General features: G+C 45.6%; 12 protein-coding genes. 2 read left to right on the top strand and 10 right to left on the bottom strand.

The window, feature by feature from the left end; all coding sequences use genetic code 11:
• Positions 1 to 83: 83 nt before the first annotated feature.
• Positions 84 to 1,253 (bottom strand): porin, encoded by a 1,170-nt coding sequence (locus tag L5L94_RS12415; RefSeq protein ID WP_263163391.1) that lies wholly within the window; start codon positions 1,251 to 1,253, stop codon positions 84 to 86.
• Positions 1,254 to 1,501: 248 nt separating this feature from the next.
• The gene (locus L5L94_RS12420) at positions 1,502 to 3,628 is read right to left on the bottom strand and encodes a DNA topoisomerase III (RefSeq protein ID WP_263163393.1); all 2,127 of its coding nucleotides are present in this window, start codon (positions 3,626 to 3,628) and stop codon (positions 1,502 to 1,504) included.
• Between the two features lie 166 nt (positions 3,629 to 3,794).
• On the opposite strand from L5L94_RS12420, the gene L5L94_RS12425 reads away from it, so the two are divergent.
• Complete coding sequence (locus tag L5L94_RS12425) at positions 3,795 to 4,082, top strand: hypothetical protein (RefSeq protein ID WP_263163395.1); 288 nt, start codon at positions 3,795 to 3,797, stop codon at positions 4,080 to 4,082.
• Between the two features lie 267 nt (positions 4,083 to 4,349).
• On the top strand, positions 4,350 to 5,828 hold the full coding sequence (locus L5L94_RS12430; RefSeq protein WP_105252099.1) for an alanine/glycine:cation symporter family protein: 1,479 nt from the start codon (positions 4,350 to 4,352) through the stop codon (positions 5,826 to 5,828).
• 126 nt (positions 5,829 to 5,954) lie between these two features.
• On the opposite strand, the gene purF is transcribed toward L5L94_RS12430, so the two are convergent.
• The 8 genes from purF to L5L94_RS12470 form a co-directional block, all read right to left on the bottom strand.
• Positions 5,955 to 7,469, bottom strand: coding sequence for an amidophosphoribosyltransferase (purF, locus tag L5L94_RS12435; RefSeq protein WP_028761029.1), 1,515 nt, complete (start codon positions 7,467 to 7,469; stop codon positions 5,955 to 5,957).
• 57 nt (positions 7,470 to 7,526) lie between these two features.
• Entirely contained in the window at positions 7,527 to 8,015 is a 489-nt protein-coding gene (locus tag L5L94_RS12440; protein ID WP_028761030.1) for a CvpA family protein, read from the bottom strand.
• Between the two features lie 115 nt (positions 8,016 to 8,130).
• Positions 8,131 to 8,904, bottom strand: a complete 774-nt coding sequence (locus tag L5L94_RS12445; RefSeq protein ID WP_028761031.1) for an SPOR domain-containing protein — start codon at positions 8,902 to 8,904, stop codon at positions 8,131 to 8,133.
• Positions 8,897 to 10,168 carry a bifunctional tetrahydrofolate synthase/dihydrofolate synthase gene (gene folC / locus L5L94_RS12450; RefSeq protein ID WP_263163396.1) on the bottom strand — a complete coding sequence of 424 codons (1,272 nt, stop codon included), beginning with the start codon at positions 10,166 to 10,168 and terminating at the stop codon, positions 8,897 to 8,899. The genes L5L94_RS12445 and folC overlap by 8 nt, the downstream gene beginning before the upstream one ends.
• Positions 10,169 to 10,212: 44 nt before the next feature.
• A complete protein-coding gene (gene truA, locus L5L94_RS12455; protein WP_028761033.1) occupies positions 10,213 to 10,998 on the bottom strand; it encodes a tRNA pseudouridine(38-40) synthase TruA in 786 nt (261 codons plus the stop codon).
• A gap of 102 nt (positions 10,999 to 11,100) precedes the next feature.
• Complete coding sequence (locus tag L5L94_RS12460) at positions 11,101 to 14,538, bottom strand: FimV/HubP family polar landmark protein (protein ID WP_263163398.1); 3,438 nt, start codon at positions 14,536 to 14,538, stop codon at positions 11,101 to 11,103.
• A gap of 177 nt (positions 14,539 to 14,715) precedes the next feature.
• Positions 14,716 to 15,732, bottom strand: a complete 1,017-nt coding sequence (locus L5L94_RS12465; RefSeq protein ID WP_131523510.1) for an aspartate-semialdehyde dehydrogenase — start codon at positions 15,730 to 15,732, stop codon at positions 14,716 to 14,718.
• Positions 15,733 to 15,734: 2 nt separating this feature from the next.
• Positions 15,735 to 16,865, bottom strand: coding sequence for a 4-phosphoerythronate dehydrogenase (locus L5L94_RS12470; protein WP_263163400.1), 1,131 nt, complete (start codon positions 16,863 to 16,865; stop codon positions 15,735 to 15,737).
• Positions 16,866 to 16,904 lie beyond the last annotated feature (39 nt).

Consider the following 16,904-nt stretch of genomic DNA (forward strand, 5'->3'; position numbering starts at 1 on the left):
AAAAGAAGACGTCGGTTAACGCGGTACACGAATAACAAAGGTCACATAAGTGACCTTTGAAAAATTAATGATAACCATAGGATCTAGAAGAAATAACGGATTCCCACCGCATAGTTGTTATCTTGTAGATCTTCATAGGCTTTATCATCCATACTGCTGAAATCTATTTTGGCCTCAGCGTACATAATTGTGTCGCGGCTATAGCGATAATGCAGACCTAACACTGCAAATTGGCGTGTCCATTTTCCTTGGATCGCAGTATCTACATCGGTATCAAGATCTTGATATGTCAGTAATACAGTTGGAACGAAACCATTATCATACTGATAAGCAACAATAAACTCTGCTCCAGTTGAATCATATAAATCTCCACCCACTAATTCGTTTTGCTCACTCTTATGGGCGTTAAAACCTACGTATAAACCGTCAGCATCACGACCTGGAGCATATTGATAGAAACTACCGTATTGGGCGCCAACCCCAATAATTTGGTTAGTGTTATCAACCTCTTGGCCTGCAAGATTTCCGGTAAAATCACCACGATTAAATCCCGCTAGCACTTTAAATTTATCAGTAAAGTTGTAAGTTACACTTGCACCGTAGCTAGGTTCGAAACTCAATTCGGAACCATCTTTCAAGGGAGCACCACTGCCATCATACAAGGCAACATCGCTATTTTGTTTAGAGGCATACTGCACTGCGACATGTAGATTACCAAAAGTATTTCGATATTGCAGCGCAGCATCGGCACGTCCTGCCCCAGTTAAACCACCGTCACCGAAGGTATAAGCCCCCACAGACCAACCTGTAAAAGCATTGAGCACATCGGTTGTGTAAGCAACATCATAGTAAGCCCCCCATTGCTTACCAAAACTGATCTTTCCCCATTTCTCATGGGACATCCCAACATAACCCAGTCGATTAAATAAAAAATCTGAATTTTTGGATGCCGATAACTGACCACCACCTTGGCCTTGCGTGTATATAAGGCCGTCATCACTGGTCACCATATTGATACCCCATTCCGTATGGGCAAAGGAGCTCCAGCCATTTTTCTCTTGACGGTCGAAACGAAAACCAACACGAGAAAAATTATCTATAACAGAAGTTTCATGACCATCATTTAACGCGGCAAAACCTAACCAACCTATCATGTTAACGCTGTTAGTTTGGTCATTATACAACTCAACGGCTTGAGCAGTTCCCATTAACAATAAGCTTGGGATCATCAAAGCGAGCAATGTCTTTTTCATTTCATCTACCTTTAAATTCAGCGAAACCACATATAATCACATGATTTATTTGATATATTATTTTCCACAATCAATAGTAAGCAGGTTATATGCCACCGGGAGGAAAAGCTGAAAATCAAGGTGTTTTTTAGATACGGATCAGGCAATCTCGAAATATCGTGATTATCGGTTGTTAAATACCGTTAGATAAATTAAATGTCGTTATTACATCAAAAGACAATAACGACATGTATGCAACAAGTGTGTCATTACACTGCTGTTGTATATTTGCGGCTATTAGAAGCTGAACGACTGGTTGATCGAGTTACCGAACTTTTGGAACTGGTCTTTTGGGAACCATATTTGTTGGAACCATCGTTTTTTGTTGTACCGATACCTTTCGCTGAACTTGATTTTTTAGAATACGACTTACGATAACCGGATTTATTACTTGCCGTTTTACGATAACCTTGGCCTTGTAAACCATTAAGCGCGGTTGGCAGTTGTGCGCCTGCATTCTGGATAAGCGTGGATAAGGTGCCGAGCAGTGGCTGCATAAAGGCTTGATAAGAGGTTTCTTTATGGCAAATGCCATTCAGACTCGCTTCCCAAAGCGCTGTCATATCCGGCGTAGTCGCACTCGCGGGCAAGCTGTTAATCAATCCTTTCCCCACGTCTGTCGAGACAATAGATTTACCTAAGCGTTGTAAAAAACCGCGTTTGAACAGCAATTCGATAATACCTGCACGGGTGGCCTCTGTACCTAATCCATCGGTTTCTTTAAGAATTTTACGGATCTCAGGATCGGTCACATAACGGCTAATACCCGTCATAGCACCGAGTAAAGTGGCATCGTTAAAGGCCTTTGGTGGTTGAGTATTTTTCTCCAACAATTCGCCTCGAGTACAATGCAAAGCCTGTCCCAATTTCAAAGGCGGTAATTGGCCGATAAACTCGTCATTCTCCTCATCGTCCTTACCTGTGCTTTCTTCCGTCGACTTGTTGCCACTCGCCTTACTGCCATTTGGCTCTTGGCGGGCAAAGAGTTGCTTCCAGCCGAGGGAATTATCCTGACGCGCCTTGGTATTAAATAAGCCACCCTCGATTGTCACTTGCACTGTGGTTTCACTGTAACAATAAGCCGGATAAAACTGTGCTAAGTACTGGCGAGCAACATGAAGATATAACTGCCTCTCACGCTGACTCAAGCTAGATAAGTTAGCTGTCTTCTCTGTGGGGACGATTGCGTGATGGGCGTCCACTTTTTTATCATCCCATGCTTTAGATTTAAGACGGGGATCGGGTGCATCAGCACCTTGCAATAACTCAGCTGCACCGTCACTTATCGCCTTAAGTACCGAAGGCGCAAGGTTATGTTGCTCAACGGGTAAATAACGACTGTCGGAGCGTGGGTAAGTAATGAGTTTATGACGTTCATACAAACTTTGGCAGGTATCGAGCACATCCTTAGCACTCATGCCAAACCGTTTCGCCGCATCAATTTGCAACGCGGATAAGCTGTAGGGCAATGGTGGATTCTGTTTCTTGTCCTTAGCCACTAATTGAGTGACTAAGGCGGGTTTATCACTGATGCGACTCACCACATTTTGCGCTAACCCTCTCACTAACACTCGTCCTTCTTCATCCATATAGGGCTGACAAGCTTCGCTAGGTTGCCACTTGGCGCTGAAGGTTTCTTGCTTCTCGGTCGCCAAATGCGCCAGTACTTCATAAAAAGGTTTAGATTGAAAGTGGGCAATCTCTTCATCACGGCGCACCACTAGCCCAAGCAATGGCGTTTGTACTCGGCCGACGGATAACACGCCTTGATAACCGACCTTTTTACCTTGGATGGTGTACGCACGCGTCATATTCATGCCATAGAGCCAATCGGCACGACTGCGGGCTAAGGCCGATGTGGATAAAGGAATAAACTCGCGATTACTGCGTAGCTGCGTTAGAGCCCGTTTTACAGCTTGTGGGTTTAAGTCACTGATCAGTAAACGCTGGGTTTGATGTAGCTTGTCCCCCGTCACGCCAAGATAGGCAATCACTTCATCCACGAGTAACTGCCCTTCACGGTCGGGATCGCCCGCGTTAACCAGCGTGTTGGCTTGTTTGACTAATCGTTTAAGCACTGTGAGTTGGCTGCGGGTTGCGGCCTTAGGTTTTAGTTGCCACTTGTCTGGCACTATTGGCAAATGCTCGAATTTCCAAGACTTAAATTCGGGATTATAGGCATCAGGTTCTGCTTGCTCGAGCAAGTGACCAACGCACCAAGACACACAATCGCCATTGGCGGCTTCGATAAATCCATCGCCTTTTTTATGGGGTTTAGGCAATACATCGGCAATGGCCCGCCCTAGGCTAGGTTTTTCTGCGATATAGAGAATCATACAAACACCAAGCACTGGATATAATTACAGTATAATTTAGCCCAAACGCCAGTTGAGTGCAAATTTCTGTAGTAAACCGAGCTTAAATGTAAAAGCTTAAGTGTAAATTCAATTGCGAATGATTCTCAACAAGGCATAAGATACACTAAATAACTAAGGAGTGACTATGGGACAGTTTGCAATAAATGCGCGACAGGCTATGACAATAACTCCAGCATTAATATTAAGATTCAATCAGTTATTGATATTCCATAGCTTAATGTTACTCGCAATAAGCATGCTCACCAGTACCTGGCTGGGACAAATGAAAATCATCGATATGCCGTTAGCATGGGGATTCATTCTCGTCATTCCTATTGCTGTGAGTTTATCTCTATTACTCAGCCATCAAATCACGCGCCATAGCTTAAGCAGCTTATTCGGCGTGTGGATGCTACTTTGGGTAATGGGATAACTGACATTCATAATAAATCACTACCGTATTTCGAGTTAACTCGCCCCTCCGCTCTATTTACCCATGCTAAAACTCAATTTCAAAACACATTGGTTTCAAATATTTAACACTTTAACTATGAAGCTCCCTAAAAAATAGTTATGTTGAGTATCTTGGATATTTACAAAAAATGTCTTAATCAAAAGTGAATGTCCTAACTCAACATCTGTTGAATAACCGTAAACCTAAAAACTCTGCTAAAACAACACAATAAAGGAATCGGAGTCTATGAATGAGATTGTCAACGCGATCAATAGTGTAATTTGGAGCCCTGCACTTATTTTTCTTTGCCTAGGTGTAGGGCTCTATTTCTCCCTTCGCACTCGATTTTTACAGCTGCGCCATCTGCCAGAAATGATACGCCTGATGTTTGATGGTAAGAGTACTGATGCGGGAGTGTCGTCTTTTCAAGCACTCGCGATGACATTAGCGGGTCGAGTCGGTACAGGTAACATTGCAGGGGTTGCCACAGCAATCACCTTTGGTGGTCCTGGCGCTTTATTTTGGATGTGGATGGTTGCCTTTCTCGGTGCCAGCTCCGCCTTCGTTGAATCTACCTTAGGTCAAGTCTATAAAGAAAAAATCAATGGCGAGTATCGTGGTGGGCCTGCTTTTTATATTGAAAAAGGCTTAGGCATGAAATGGTATGCATGGGTATTTGCAATAGCGACCATATTTGCCTGCGGGATCCTGCTGCCGGGCGTACAAGCTAACTCGATTGGTTCAAGTTTAAAAACCGCTTTCAACATAGATCCTAATGTGACTGCAGCCATACTGGCTATGCTTCTTGGTTTTATCATTTTTGGCGGTGTAAAACGTATCGCTCACTTTGCCAGTGCCGTCGTCCCCTTTATGGCACTGGGTTACATCATAGTGGCTTGTGTCATCATAGCGCTAAATATTGGCCAGCTACCGGGTATTTTATGGTTAATTATCAAAAGTGCCTTTGGCTTTGATGCGGGTTTTGGTGCCATTTTAGGCTTAGCCATCATGTGGGGGGTAAAGCGGGGTATTTACTCCAACGAAGCGGGTCAAGGTACAGCGCCACATGCCTCATCTGCAGCGGCGGTAAGCCATCCAGCCAAACAAGGGTTAGTTCAAGCTTTTTCTGTGTATATCGACACCTTATTCGTTTGCTCTGCAACAGGTTTCATGCTGCTCATTACAGGACTGTATAATGTTCAGGGCCCAGACGGTGCGGCGCTTTATACCGGCATTGCCGGAGTCGCTGCAGGACCAGGCTATGTACAAACGGCAATGGAAAGTATGATGCCAGGATTTGGCAATATCTTTGTGGCTATCGCACTGTTCTTCTTCGCCTTTACTACCATAGTGGCTTATTACTACATTGCTGAGACCAACATTGCCTATATTAACCGTAAAGTAAATCATCCTTGGTTCATGGTCGTTCTCAAAGTCGTGATCATTGGCTCAACCGTATACGGCACAGTTAAAACGGCTGATATGGCTTGGGGAATGGGTGACATTGGTGTCGGACTTATGGCATGGCTCAATATTATTGCCATTATTCTATTAAGGAAAACCGCATTCACTTGCCTTAAAGATTATGAATCACAACAAGCACTCGGCATAGAGCCACTTTTTGACCCGGTAAAACTGGGGATTAAAAATGCGGATTACTGGGTTGAACGCAAACACGCTGAAGAAAATGTAATGACTGAAACAGCGCAACGTATAAATACGTAGACGTTACCACTATGCTCCGTTAAGCAAATATAAGCCATTAAAAAGCCAGTGATTTCTCACTGGCTTTTTTGTATCGTTTAGAACAAAAAGGACACAAACTTTACGATACTGAATGACCCACAATCCTTATGGGTGACAGACGTTATGCAGCTCTAAGTTAGTGCCGATATCTTTATTTCGATCGGCTTTGGCATCGTCATTACGCAGTTGCGTCAAGTGATCTAAATACGCTTGGTCAACGTCGTTCGTGATGTAGTGACCATCAAATACAGACGTTTCGAAACGTTTAATCGCAGGATTTTCCATTCTTACCGCTTCAATTAAATCGGGTAAGTCTTGGAAAATAATGCCATCAGCACCAATTAACTTGGCGATTTCATCGGCATCACGACCGTGGGCAATAAGCTCATTCGACGTTGGCATGTCAATACCGTACACGTTCGGGAAACGAATTTCCGGTGCGGCAGAGGCAAAGTACACTTTCTTAGCACCTGCTTCACGGGCCATTTCGATGATTTGCTCAGAGGTCGTACCGCGAACGATAGAGTCGTCCACCAACAGGACATTTTTGCCTTTGAACTCAGTGTTAATGGCATTCAACTTACGACGCACTGACTTCTTACGCTCCTGTTGACCAGGCATGATGAAGGTACGGCCAATATAACGGTTTTTCACAAAACCTTGGCGGTACGGTAAATCCATGCAACGGGCAATTTCCAGCGCGATATCGCAAGAGGTTTCAGGAATAGGAATAACCACGTCGATATCGTGATCGTACCATTCCTTCTTAATCTTCTCGCCAAGCTTAGCGCCCATGTTGACGCGACTTGCATATACAGACACTTTGTCGATCGTCGAATCTGGACGGGCAAAATAGACGAATTCGAAGATACAAGGTGCATAGCTAGGCTCGGCTGCACATTGACGGGTATACAGCTGACCGTCAATTGAAACATAAATCGCTTCACCCGGTGCTACATCACGCATCACTTCAAAGCCAACGGCATCAAGTGCCACACTTTCAGAAGCCACCATGTATTCAGTGCCAGTGGCAGTTTCGTGCTTACCTAATACCAAAGGACGAATACCAAATGGGTCACGGAACGCGACTAAGCCTTGACCAATAATCATGGCAACAACCGCGTAGGCGCCACGAGCTTGTTGGTGTACGTTAGCGACCGCATCGAACACTTCTTCCGACGTCAGGGTCAAACTCGTGGTTTTTTGCAGTTCGTCGGCCAACAGGTTTAACAAGACTTCAGAATCCGAAGTGGTGTTCACGTGGCGACGTTTTTTGATCAGCCCTTCGGCTAATTCGACTGTGTTGGTTAAGTTACCGTTATGGGCTAATGAGATCCCAAATGGCGAGTTAACATAGAAAGGCTGCGCTTCAGATGCGCTTGAACTGCCCGCAGTTGGATAACGCACATGGCCAATACCAGCATTACCTTGTAGGCGTTGCATATGTTTGACTTCAAAAACGTCTTTAACCAAACCATTGGCTTTACGTAGTCTGAAAGCACCACGATCAATGGTCACAATACCTGCCGCATCCTGACCTCTGTGCTGCAACACTGTCAGTGCATCATAAATGGTCTGATTAACCGATGATTGGCCAACTATTCCGACGATACCACACATGGGTAAGCTTCCTCATTGTAAGATGTTCTATCACTTAGGATTATTTTATTTTCTTTCTTATAGTTTGGGTACAAAGCTGGAGGTATTTTCCAAATAGTCAAAAAACCATTGAATAACAACGCCAAATTCGGGTACTAGCACAGAATCTTTCCACCATTGGGAGTTGGGAGAGCCTGTAAAAGCATCCATGAAAAACAACAAGGCGCTCACAATAAGCGCGCCTCGAATAGCACCGAAGCACAAGCCCAAAAGCCTGTCAGTGCCAGATAATCCGGTTTTGACAACAAGTTGTCCGAGAATATAGTTAACTAAGGCACCGAGTACCAAAGTGGTAATAAAGAGGATGGCAATAGAAACGCCATTACGCAGCATCTCATCGTTCATTTGTGTTAAGTGAACGGCAAGATCTTGGTAAAATTGGCTGGCAACAAAGAAAGCCGCAAACCATACCACTAAGGACATGGCTTCTTTGGCAAATCCACGGATCAGACTGATGAGAGTCGATAATCCGATGACGAATATGATAGCGTAATCAATCCAAACCATTGAGATGGCTTTCCGACATGGGCTTTAAGACGGCGCGATTCTACCAGAGACTGAAACGATTCTCACCCCTAGTGAGGTAAATAAATCATTTTCAGTCTCGTGTGTTGTATCACCATTAAGATTCTAAGGGATTAAAAGGAACAATCCAGCCCTTGAGACGTGTAAGGTTTTCCACCTCAACCTGTACTTTCTTCAGCTTTGCCTCAGACACATCGGGTCCGACAAACACTTTAGTTAATACGCCATCTTTAGGGTTTTCAGGAATAGTGTACGCTTTAAAACCACTCTTACGCAGCTGTGCAACCAAGGCTTTAACATTCGTTGCGTTGTTAAAACTGCCAAGCTGCAAGGTAAAGCCACTTTTCAAGCTGTCACGGCTGACCACTTTAACGGCATCCTCTTTGGCTGCACTGGCTTTGGGCGTTTCTGCTTTAGGCTTTTCAGCCTTAGCCACAGTAGTCGCTTTAGCGTCCGCTTTTTTAGCCGGCTCAGTTTTTACAGTGGCTTTAGGCGGCTCTTTTTTAGCTTCAGGTTTCGTTTCAGGCTTAGGCTCTGCTTTTTTTACATCAGGCTTAACGTCTTTCTTAACATCTTGCTTTGCGACTTCGATTACTGGCGCAACGGCAGACTTTTCATTGTCAGCATTAACTGGCATTTCGGCTAAGGCGACCTCAGTCCCATTCAGCGCAGCAGCATCCTCGGCCGACAAGACTTCAAACATATCATCGTCGGCTTTTTGCTGCTCAATCACGGTCGGGCGCAAAGGAATTTCGGAAAACTGCTCTTCTTGGCGATCTTTTTTGCCATCCAAAATATCCGGCAAAAAAATTACCCCAAGCGCAACCAGCACTACAGTGCCGACTAAACGATTATGAAACTGGCTAGACAAAACTGACTTCCTGCATAAATTGAGACTTAAAACCTGCCACAGTGTAAAAGGAGCCAAACACAATTACCACATCATCTGGGTTAATTTGCGCTTTTAATGCAGACCAAGCCTCAGATATGTCCTCAAACTCAAATGCAGCAGCCTCAGTGGCTAATGTTTTGCGTAGCATGGCCGAACTCGCGCCACGCTCACCGTGCAGACTGACCAAATACCAAGTGTCGATCAGTGGGTTGATCACAGGCAACACACCTGCGATATCTTTATCCTTCAACATGCCGCAAAGGGCGAAGACGCACTTACCCACAACGATTGGCGCTAATTGTTGTACCAAAAACCGCGCCGCATGGGGATTATGGGCAACATCGAGTAACACTAACGGCTTCTCACTCACCCGCTCTAATCGACCCGTTAACCGAGCCGTGCTAATACCCTCAGCAATAATTGAAGGCGTGATATCCGGCCAGCCCTGTTCAATCACTGCCAATACAGTCGCCGCATTAGGTAATGGCAAAGTTGGTAACGCTAAATCGTGCAGTTTGAGCACTTGACCTTGAAAATCCCACAGATTGCCATGGGCTTGATAACTGAATTCGTTACCGACGCGATACAAGATGGCGCCAACCTCATTGGCGACATCATTGACAGTGTGTGGCAAGTTGGGTTCACCTACAATGGCAGGTTTACCACGGCGGAAAATGCCCGCCTTTTCACGGCCCACAAGCTCACGGGTATTACCGAGATAACTTTCATGGTCTAAATCGACCGACGTCAGTACGCTAATGTCGGCATCGATAATATTGGTGGCATCTAACCGTCCACCTAAACCGACTTCTAAGATAACCACGTCAAGCTGAGCGGCTTTAAAGAGTATCAAGCCTGCGAGCGTAGCATACTCAAAAAAGGTCAGAGAAATATCGCCGCGCGCGGCTTCAATTTGCTCAAATGCCGTAACAAAACCGCTATCACTGACATCGCTACCATTGATACGCACTCGCTCGTTGTACTTCAGCATGTGTGGCGAACTGTATACGCCAACCGTCAAACCCGATAAGTGCAGAATATTTTCGAGCATGGCGCAGGTGGTGCCTTTGCCGTTTGTCCCCGCCACGGTCACTATCTTGGTTGGACCTAAATCCAAAAGACCAAGGGTTTGCGCGACCTTAGAGACACGGGTTAACCCCATATCGATTTCGGTTGGATGTATAGATAGCAAATAATCCAACCACTGTTCCAATCCTGCATTTGGCGCTGGTACTGTAAGCATGTCCGTATATCCTCGTATTCGATTATCTCTCAAATAAGATCTTTTCAATCCAACATGAATAATGGCCCAAGGGCGAGCTTAGGTAATTGATATTGTTCTGGATAAGTCACATCAACTAAATAGAGTCCATGGGGTTTAGCCGTTGCTGCGGCTTGGTTTCTGTCTTTTAACGCGAGCAAATCGCCCATCCAAGTCAGTGGCTGATTACCTAGACCGATTTCTAACAATGAACCGACAATATTGCGCACCATGTGATGCAAGAAAGCATTCGCGGCGATATCAACAATCACATACATACCTTGGCGCGTGACATTAACGCAATGCACATTACGAAACGGTGTTTTCGACTGACACTGAACAGCGCGAAAGCTAGTAAAATCCTGCTCACCCAAGAGTGCCTGTGCCGCTTGGTGCATTTTGTCAGCATCGATATTGCCGTGATAATGGCTTACACCATGGCGTAAAATCCCAGGCCGAAAAGTGTGATTATAAATCACATAGCGGTAGCGTCTGGCGGTGGCCGAAAAGCGCGCATGGAAACTGTCGTCGACTTCTTTGACCCAACGAACGGCAATATTGTCGGGCAAATTAGCATTCACCCCTAAGGTCCATGCGCCTTCATTACGAATAGCATTGGTTTCAAAATGGACCACTTGGCCTGTGGCATGCACGCCCGCATCGGTACGGCCAGCGCAGAAGACGCCGATAGGCTCATTGGCCACTATCGATAACGCCCGTTCTAATTGCCCTTGTACTGAATCGACTTCGGCCTGACGTTGCCAGCCAAAATAACCATTACCGTCATATTCAATACCTAATGCAATCCGCATCCACTTATCCTCACAATTGATTTAGCGGCGCATTTTATCACAGCAGCCCATAAAAAAAACGGCGCTGAAGGCGCCGTTAGATTGAAACACTCTCAACCGGGATTAACTAATCTCTTTGAGCAAACGTCCAGCTTCATCCTGCTGGCGCTCGTTACCGTCAATTTGCACTTCTTTGAGCAGGGCTTTCGCACTGTCGCTGTCGTCAATTTCGATATAAGCACGCGCTAAATCCAGCTTAGCGTTGACTGAGTTTTCTTCATCATCAACATCGATCATCGCGGCATCACCGATTAAAGCACCGACATCACTCATCTCAACGTCAACTTCCGAATACAAATCGGTATCAGCCCCCTCTTCATCGGCATCATTCAGCAACTTGTCGATGTCGATAAAACCGTTTTCATTTTGAAAACTGGTTAAATCATGGTCAGGAACAAACTTTTTCTGCGCTTTTCGCGACTCCTGGGCATCGAGTGCAGCCAAGGCTTCATCGACGGTAAGATTATGATCATCGACCAGAGAGAAACTGTCTTCCGACGTCAACACATCTTCATCGTCATAATCTGTATTGGCTGTAAAAGCGGCGAGCACATTATCGTCACTTAAGTCGAGCCCTTGCTCAAGGTCCAAATCATCCGTGTCTTCTTTGATATCAAGTTTAAAATCTTCACTAAAATCAATATCGTTACGCGTAGCCTTAATGGGCTTCTCTTGAGAAGCATAATCGAGCGCTGTGGCATCTTTATTAGGCTCAACATCATTAGCCGTTACATCTGCTTGCGTTGCAGCAGGCTTAGCCTTAGGTGCAAAATCTAGCTCTGAGTCCCAATCGAGCACATGGGGATCTTTGCTCTTATTGGCTTTTAAATCATTAAAGAAAGAAGATTCTTTTTCTTTAACACTGGCCGCGGCTGCAGCAGCGGCCAAAGTGACTGCGGCCGTCGCTAATACATCAGCGTCGTTATCGTCACTCAGTTCCTCGACTAATGTAAAAGTATCATCGGTGCCGTCGATAGAGTGAGCCGCACCTATGCCTTTAAGTAAATTATCTTCGTCAACTGAATTGTCGTCTGAATCGAGTTGCGCCGTTTCCATATCAAAGTCGAATTCATCTTCATCGGCATCCAATTGCTCCGGCACATCAAACTCAGCTAAGAGTGCATCTAAATCATCATCACCTGACGCTTCACCTTTTATGTCTTCCGGTAACGAAGCTTCTAATTCTGCGGCGATTTCTGCACTGATATCATCATCTTCTGCATCGACTTTGAGTTCAGGCTCAGCATCAAAACTCGCCAGTAGTGAATCAATATCATCGGATTCTTCTACGCCTAATTCATTAAGCTCATCGTCTAACTCAGCGGCAATTTCAGCACGAATATCGGGCTCGACTTCAGGTTCAACCGCTGGCGTCGGTTTATCAAAATCCGCTAACAGAGCATCAATATCGTCGGTATCTTCCACACCCAGCTCATCAAGCTCAGCGTCTAGCTCGGCGGCAATTTCAGCGCCGAGGTCGGGTTCAACTTCAGGTTCTGCAGGTTTATCGAAATCGGCTAACAGGGCGTCAATGTCGTCGGTATCTTCTACGCCCAGTTCATTAAGCTCAGTGTCTAGCTCTGCGGCAATTTCAGCACCGAGATCAGGTTCAACTTCAGGTTCTGCAGGTTTATCGAAATCGGCTAACAGGGCATCGATGTCATCGGTGTCTTCTACGCCCAGTTCATTAAGCTCCGCATCTAGTTCAGCAGCAATTTCAGCGCCAAGATCAGGCTCGACTTCAGGTTCAGCGGCTGGCGTTGGTTTATCGAAATCAGCCAATAAGGCATCGATATCATCAACGTCTTCTCCGCTAAGTTCATCATCTAGCTCATCACCGAGTTCTGCCGCGATGGCAGCACTGAGATCTTCATCATCAGATGCAACAACGTCTGGGGCAGGCGCTTGTGCAGTCTCAGTATCTTTTGCAGGAACACTAAACTCGGCAAGTAATGCATCAAGATCATCGTCATCCGCGATGGCTTCATCGGCAGGTTTAGTGTCTGCGACTTCAACATCATTCAACTTAGAAGTAACATCATTACTGTCATCTTCTTGAGCTAAATCGCTCGCAAAGTTACGCTCTAATTCACTTAAATCCTCTTCGGCTTCGGTGCTGTCTTCAGAAGTGCTGTCGTCAGAACCTAGGCCCGCTAATAGTGCATCAAGATCGGCTTCCTCAAGAATATTGCCAGATTTAGGTTTCTCCTCAACAATATCCTCTTCCTGATCGCCCATGGCTTCGGCCCACAGATCATCAAGAGATTGCCCTTCGTCTTCAACCTCAGGTTCGGCAGAGATCCCCGGATCGACAAACATTTCAGAAGCCATATCCATCTGATCGTGGGAGTCAGTCAAATCTTGCTCAGGTTGTAAATCGACACTGCCCATATCAAGAAGACTATCGATGGAGTCCGCATGGTCAGAATCTAAATGTACCGCCATATCGTCTAAATCGTCATCATCCATATCCATGATGGCGGTACCTGCAATCCCAGCGGCACCGGCGGCCATAACCGCTTCTTGTGTCTGCATTTCACGACGTTCTTTATTGCGTTTACGGCGCAGGAACCAGAACACAGCAAGCAGTAAGAACAAGGCAGGGATCACAGCCGCGGCAATCAATAACGCAGGACTGTTAAGGATATTGCGCCACAAGTCATCGGGCTCAATCGGTGCCTCTGCCTCTACTTCAGCTTCAACAGCTATCGTCTCTGGCACTTGCGCAGCTTCAACTTCGGCTTTCAAGGCTTGGTTTTGTAGTTTGCTGGCTTGAAGTGTTTCTTCCAGCACAGCAATCCGTTGATTTAATTCTTCAACTTTAACTTTTAGCGCTTCAACATCTGAAGTGCGCACTGAGAGTTGATCTTGCGTGCGGGCTAATTCATCGGTTAATGACAGATTTTTGCTTTCTGCCGCTTCTAACCGCGCCGTCACATCTGAACTCAGCATCTTGGGCTTTTCTGGAACAGGTGTTTCAACAACCGCTTTAGGTGGTGTCACTTTCGTTTCAACAATCACCGCAGGAGCCGTGACTGGCGCTTTTGCTGTCGTCACCTTAGCTGGCGGTTTAGACGCTGCTTTCGCCGGAGCCCGAGATTGTCTATCACTTTGCTCTGCTCTGGCTATCGCCATACGATTGGGGATCGACAGCATGACTTCTTTAGACGGAATGAGCAGGATCATACCGCGTTCTAAACTGTTATAACTGGCAGAGTTAAACGCATGAGGGTTAGCATCGTATAAGGCGGCCATCACCTGATAGACGCTAACACTGGCATCAGGACGGACTTTTTGCGCTATGCTCCAAAAAGTGTCTTTCGATGTCGTTGGACCATATTGATGGTTAACTTGACGAATCTGTCCGTCTGGCCCCATGATTTTTAAGGGTTTTAATCTTGGTGTATCTGCAGCAACGGCGGGATCAATAAAATAAGCGGTAGAAGAAACAGCTAAAACAGTGGCCATTAGACCCACAAGATACGAAGTGCGAAATTTCATCAATCCTTCCCTTTGAAGCGCTATAAAGTTATCTCACTGATAACAGGCTTTAGGCAATTGTATTTATTGAGATTACTATAAACCAGAAATCCCCGCCCTGCTACTGTTCACAATTGTAAAACAAAAAAAGCCTGCTGACAGCAGGCTTTTCAATGGGCATCAAATGCAATCTAATGCTTAGTAATAATCTCTCACTAAGATCTCGGCAATTTGCACACTGTTCAAGGCTGCGCCTTTACGAATATTGTCTGACACGACCCACAAGTTAATCCCGTGAGAATGAGAAATATCCTTACGAATGCGACCCACATAAACCGGATCGGTTCCTGCGGCATCTGTCACTGCTGTTGGATAATCATCATCGGATTCAAACAATACCACTCCTTCGGCATTACGCAGTAAAGCTTTAACGTCTTCGGCATCAACAGGCTGACGAGTTTCGATATTAATGGCTTCCGAGTGACCATAAAACACAGGCACACGTACGGCAGTCGCATTCACTAAAATCTCATCGTCACCGAAAATCTTCTGGGTTTCCCAGACCATTTTCATTTCTTCTTTGGTATAGCCGTTATCCATAAATTTATCGATTTGTGGCAATACGTTAAAAGCAATTTGTTTTGGATAGACTTCAGCGTCAGCAGGTAAACCTTGCAATAATTTAGTGCACTGATGCGCTAATTCTTCAATGGCTTTTTTACCTGTGCCCGATACTGACTGGTACGTTGCCACATTAATGCGGCTGATACCATAGGCATCATAAATAGGCTTAAGTGCCACCAGCATTTGAATGGTTGAGCAATTTGGGTTAGCAATGATATTGCGATTGCGGAAATCAGCGATAGCATGCGGATTCACTTCAGGTACAACCAAAGGAATATCGATGTCGTATCTAAAGTGTGAGGTGTTATCAATCACAACACAGCCTGCTTCAGCGGCAATCGGCGCCCATTTGGCGGAAACATCACCACCTGCAGAGAAGAAACCAATTTGAGCTTGGGTCCAATCGAAGGTTTCTACGTCGAGAATGGTAATTTGTTTGCCATGAAAGCTGACCGTTTCACCGGCGCTGCGGCTACTGGCTAAAGGGTACAAATTGGCAACCGGGAAATTACGCTCTTCAAGGATCTCTATCATAGTTTGACCCACTGCGCCCGATGCACCTAAAACGACAACATTAAATTCCTGTGACATAGCTACTGACCGACTCCTGAAAAACCTAAATTGGACAACCAATCTACCTCAGATTGACCGTCATAAGCCAGCGCCAATGCACTAAATTCGCGTCTATGTTGGTGATTTTTTCTCATAGTGTCGAAGCCATTCTCATTTAAGAATGTATTTCTGAACATCTTGTCATCATCGCGCAAATCATAGACAAAACGCGCGAGCTGTAATAACGCTTTTTCATTCGGCGCGGTCGCAAGTTCGACCGCCTTAATGTTAAAGCTTGGCAAGAGATCCAGTAGACTTTTATCGGCAGCAATATTAAGTAACTGACACAGCTTTTGATAGAGCATAAAAGTGCCGCGCGCCTTACCTTCTAAGCTGTAACCTGCAATATGCGGGGTGGCAAATTCAGCCAGTGGCACCAGTTCAGGCATCGGTGTTGGCTCGCCTTCCCACACATCAAGTACAAGTTTGAGATCATCACGCTGGCGTTTAACTCTGACAAGTGCTTTGTTATCTATCACATCACCGCGGCAGCAATTCACTAACCATGTATTGGGTTTGAGCGCCTTTAAGCGCACCTCATCGAACAAATGTTTGGTTTTATGCTCGCCCGTGCGCGTGATGGGCACATGCAAACTGATGATATCGGCCTGCGCCATGATAGTTTCTAAGCTCACAAAACTGCGCGGATCGCCCTGTTTCTCTTTGATGGGATCATTAAGCAACACGCTAATACCGTAGGCTTGCAAACATTTTGCTGTTGCAGTACCGGTATTACCCGCGCCCACTATGCCGACGACCTTGCCCTTAAGCGGCGAATCAAACCGCTGTGCTAGCTCCAGCATAGCGATAAAAGCAAATTCCCCAACCGCAGTCGCATTGCAACCTGGCGCATTAGAGAAGGGGATATTACGCTCGGCAAGGTAGGCTAAATCCACATGATCTGTGCCTATAGTGGCACTGCCGACAAACTTCAGTTGATGATTGTCCGAGAGTAACTCGGCATTCACTTTGGTGACTGAGCGCACTAATAACACATCGGCATCGCGCACTTGCGCTGCGGTTAACGTGCGGCCATTAACAGGAATAATTTCCCCGAGATCGCCAAATAGCGGTTCAACATAGGGCATATTTTCATCGACTAAAATCTTCATGGGCACCTGATCTAAAAAAGTGGGAATGGAAGGCATCAA

It is taken from the genome of Shewanella sp. SM21 (genome assembly GCF_025654335.1).
GTDB lineage: Bacteria > Pseudomonadota > Gammaproteobacteria > Enterobacterales > Shewanellaceae > Shewanella > Shewanella oncorhynchi.

Bases quoted from the DNA above. Each gene is read 5' to 3' on its own strand.
- L5L94_RS12465 (WP_131523510.1), bottom strand. From the start codon at position 15,732: ATGTCACAGGAATTTAATGTTGTCGTTTTAGGTGCATCGGGCGCAGTG.
- L5L94_RS12415 (WP_263163391.1), bottom strand. From the start codon at position 1,253: ATGAAAAAGACATTGCTCGCTTTGATGATCCCAAGCTTATTGTTAATG.
- purF (WP_028761029.1), bottom strand. From the start codon at position 7,469: ATGTGTGGTATCGTCGGAATAGTTGGCCAATCATCGGTTAATCAGACC.
- truA (WP_028761033.1), bottom strand. From the start codon at position 10,998: ATGCGGATTGCATTAGGTATTGAATATGACGGTAATGGTTATTTTGGC.
- L5L94_RS12425 (WP_263163395.1), top strand. From the start codon at position 3,795: ATGGGACAGTTTGCAATAAATGCGCGACAGGCTATGACAATAACTCCA.
- L5L94_RS12460 (WP_263163398.1), bottom strand. From the start codon at position 14,538: ATGAAATTTCGCACTTCGTATCTTGTGGGTCTAATGGCCACTGTTTTA.
- L5L94_RS12470 (WP_263163400.1), bottom strand. From the start codon at position 16,865: ATGAAGATTTTAGTCGATGAAAATATGCCCTATGTTGAACCGCTATTT.
- L5L94_RS12420 (WP_263163393.1), bottom strand. From the start codon at position 3,628: ATGATTCTCTATATCGCAGAAAAACCTAGCCTAGGGCGGGCCATTGCC.
- folC (WP_263163396.1), bottom strand. From the start codon at position 10,168: ATGCTTACAGTACCAGCGCCAAATGCAGGATTGGAACAGTGGTTGGAT.
- L5L94_RS12440 (WP_028761030.1), bottom strand. From the start codon at position 8,015: ATGGTTTGGATTGATTACGCTATCATATTCGTCATCGGATTATCGACT.
- L5L94_RS12430 (WP_105252099.1), top strand. From the start codon at position 4,350: ATGAATGAGATTGTCAACGCGATCAATAGTGTAATTTGGAGCCCTGCA.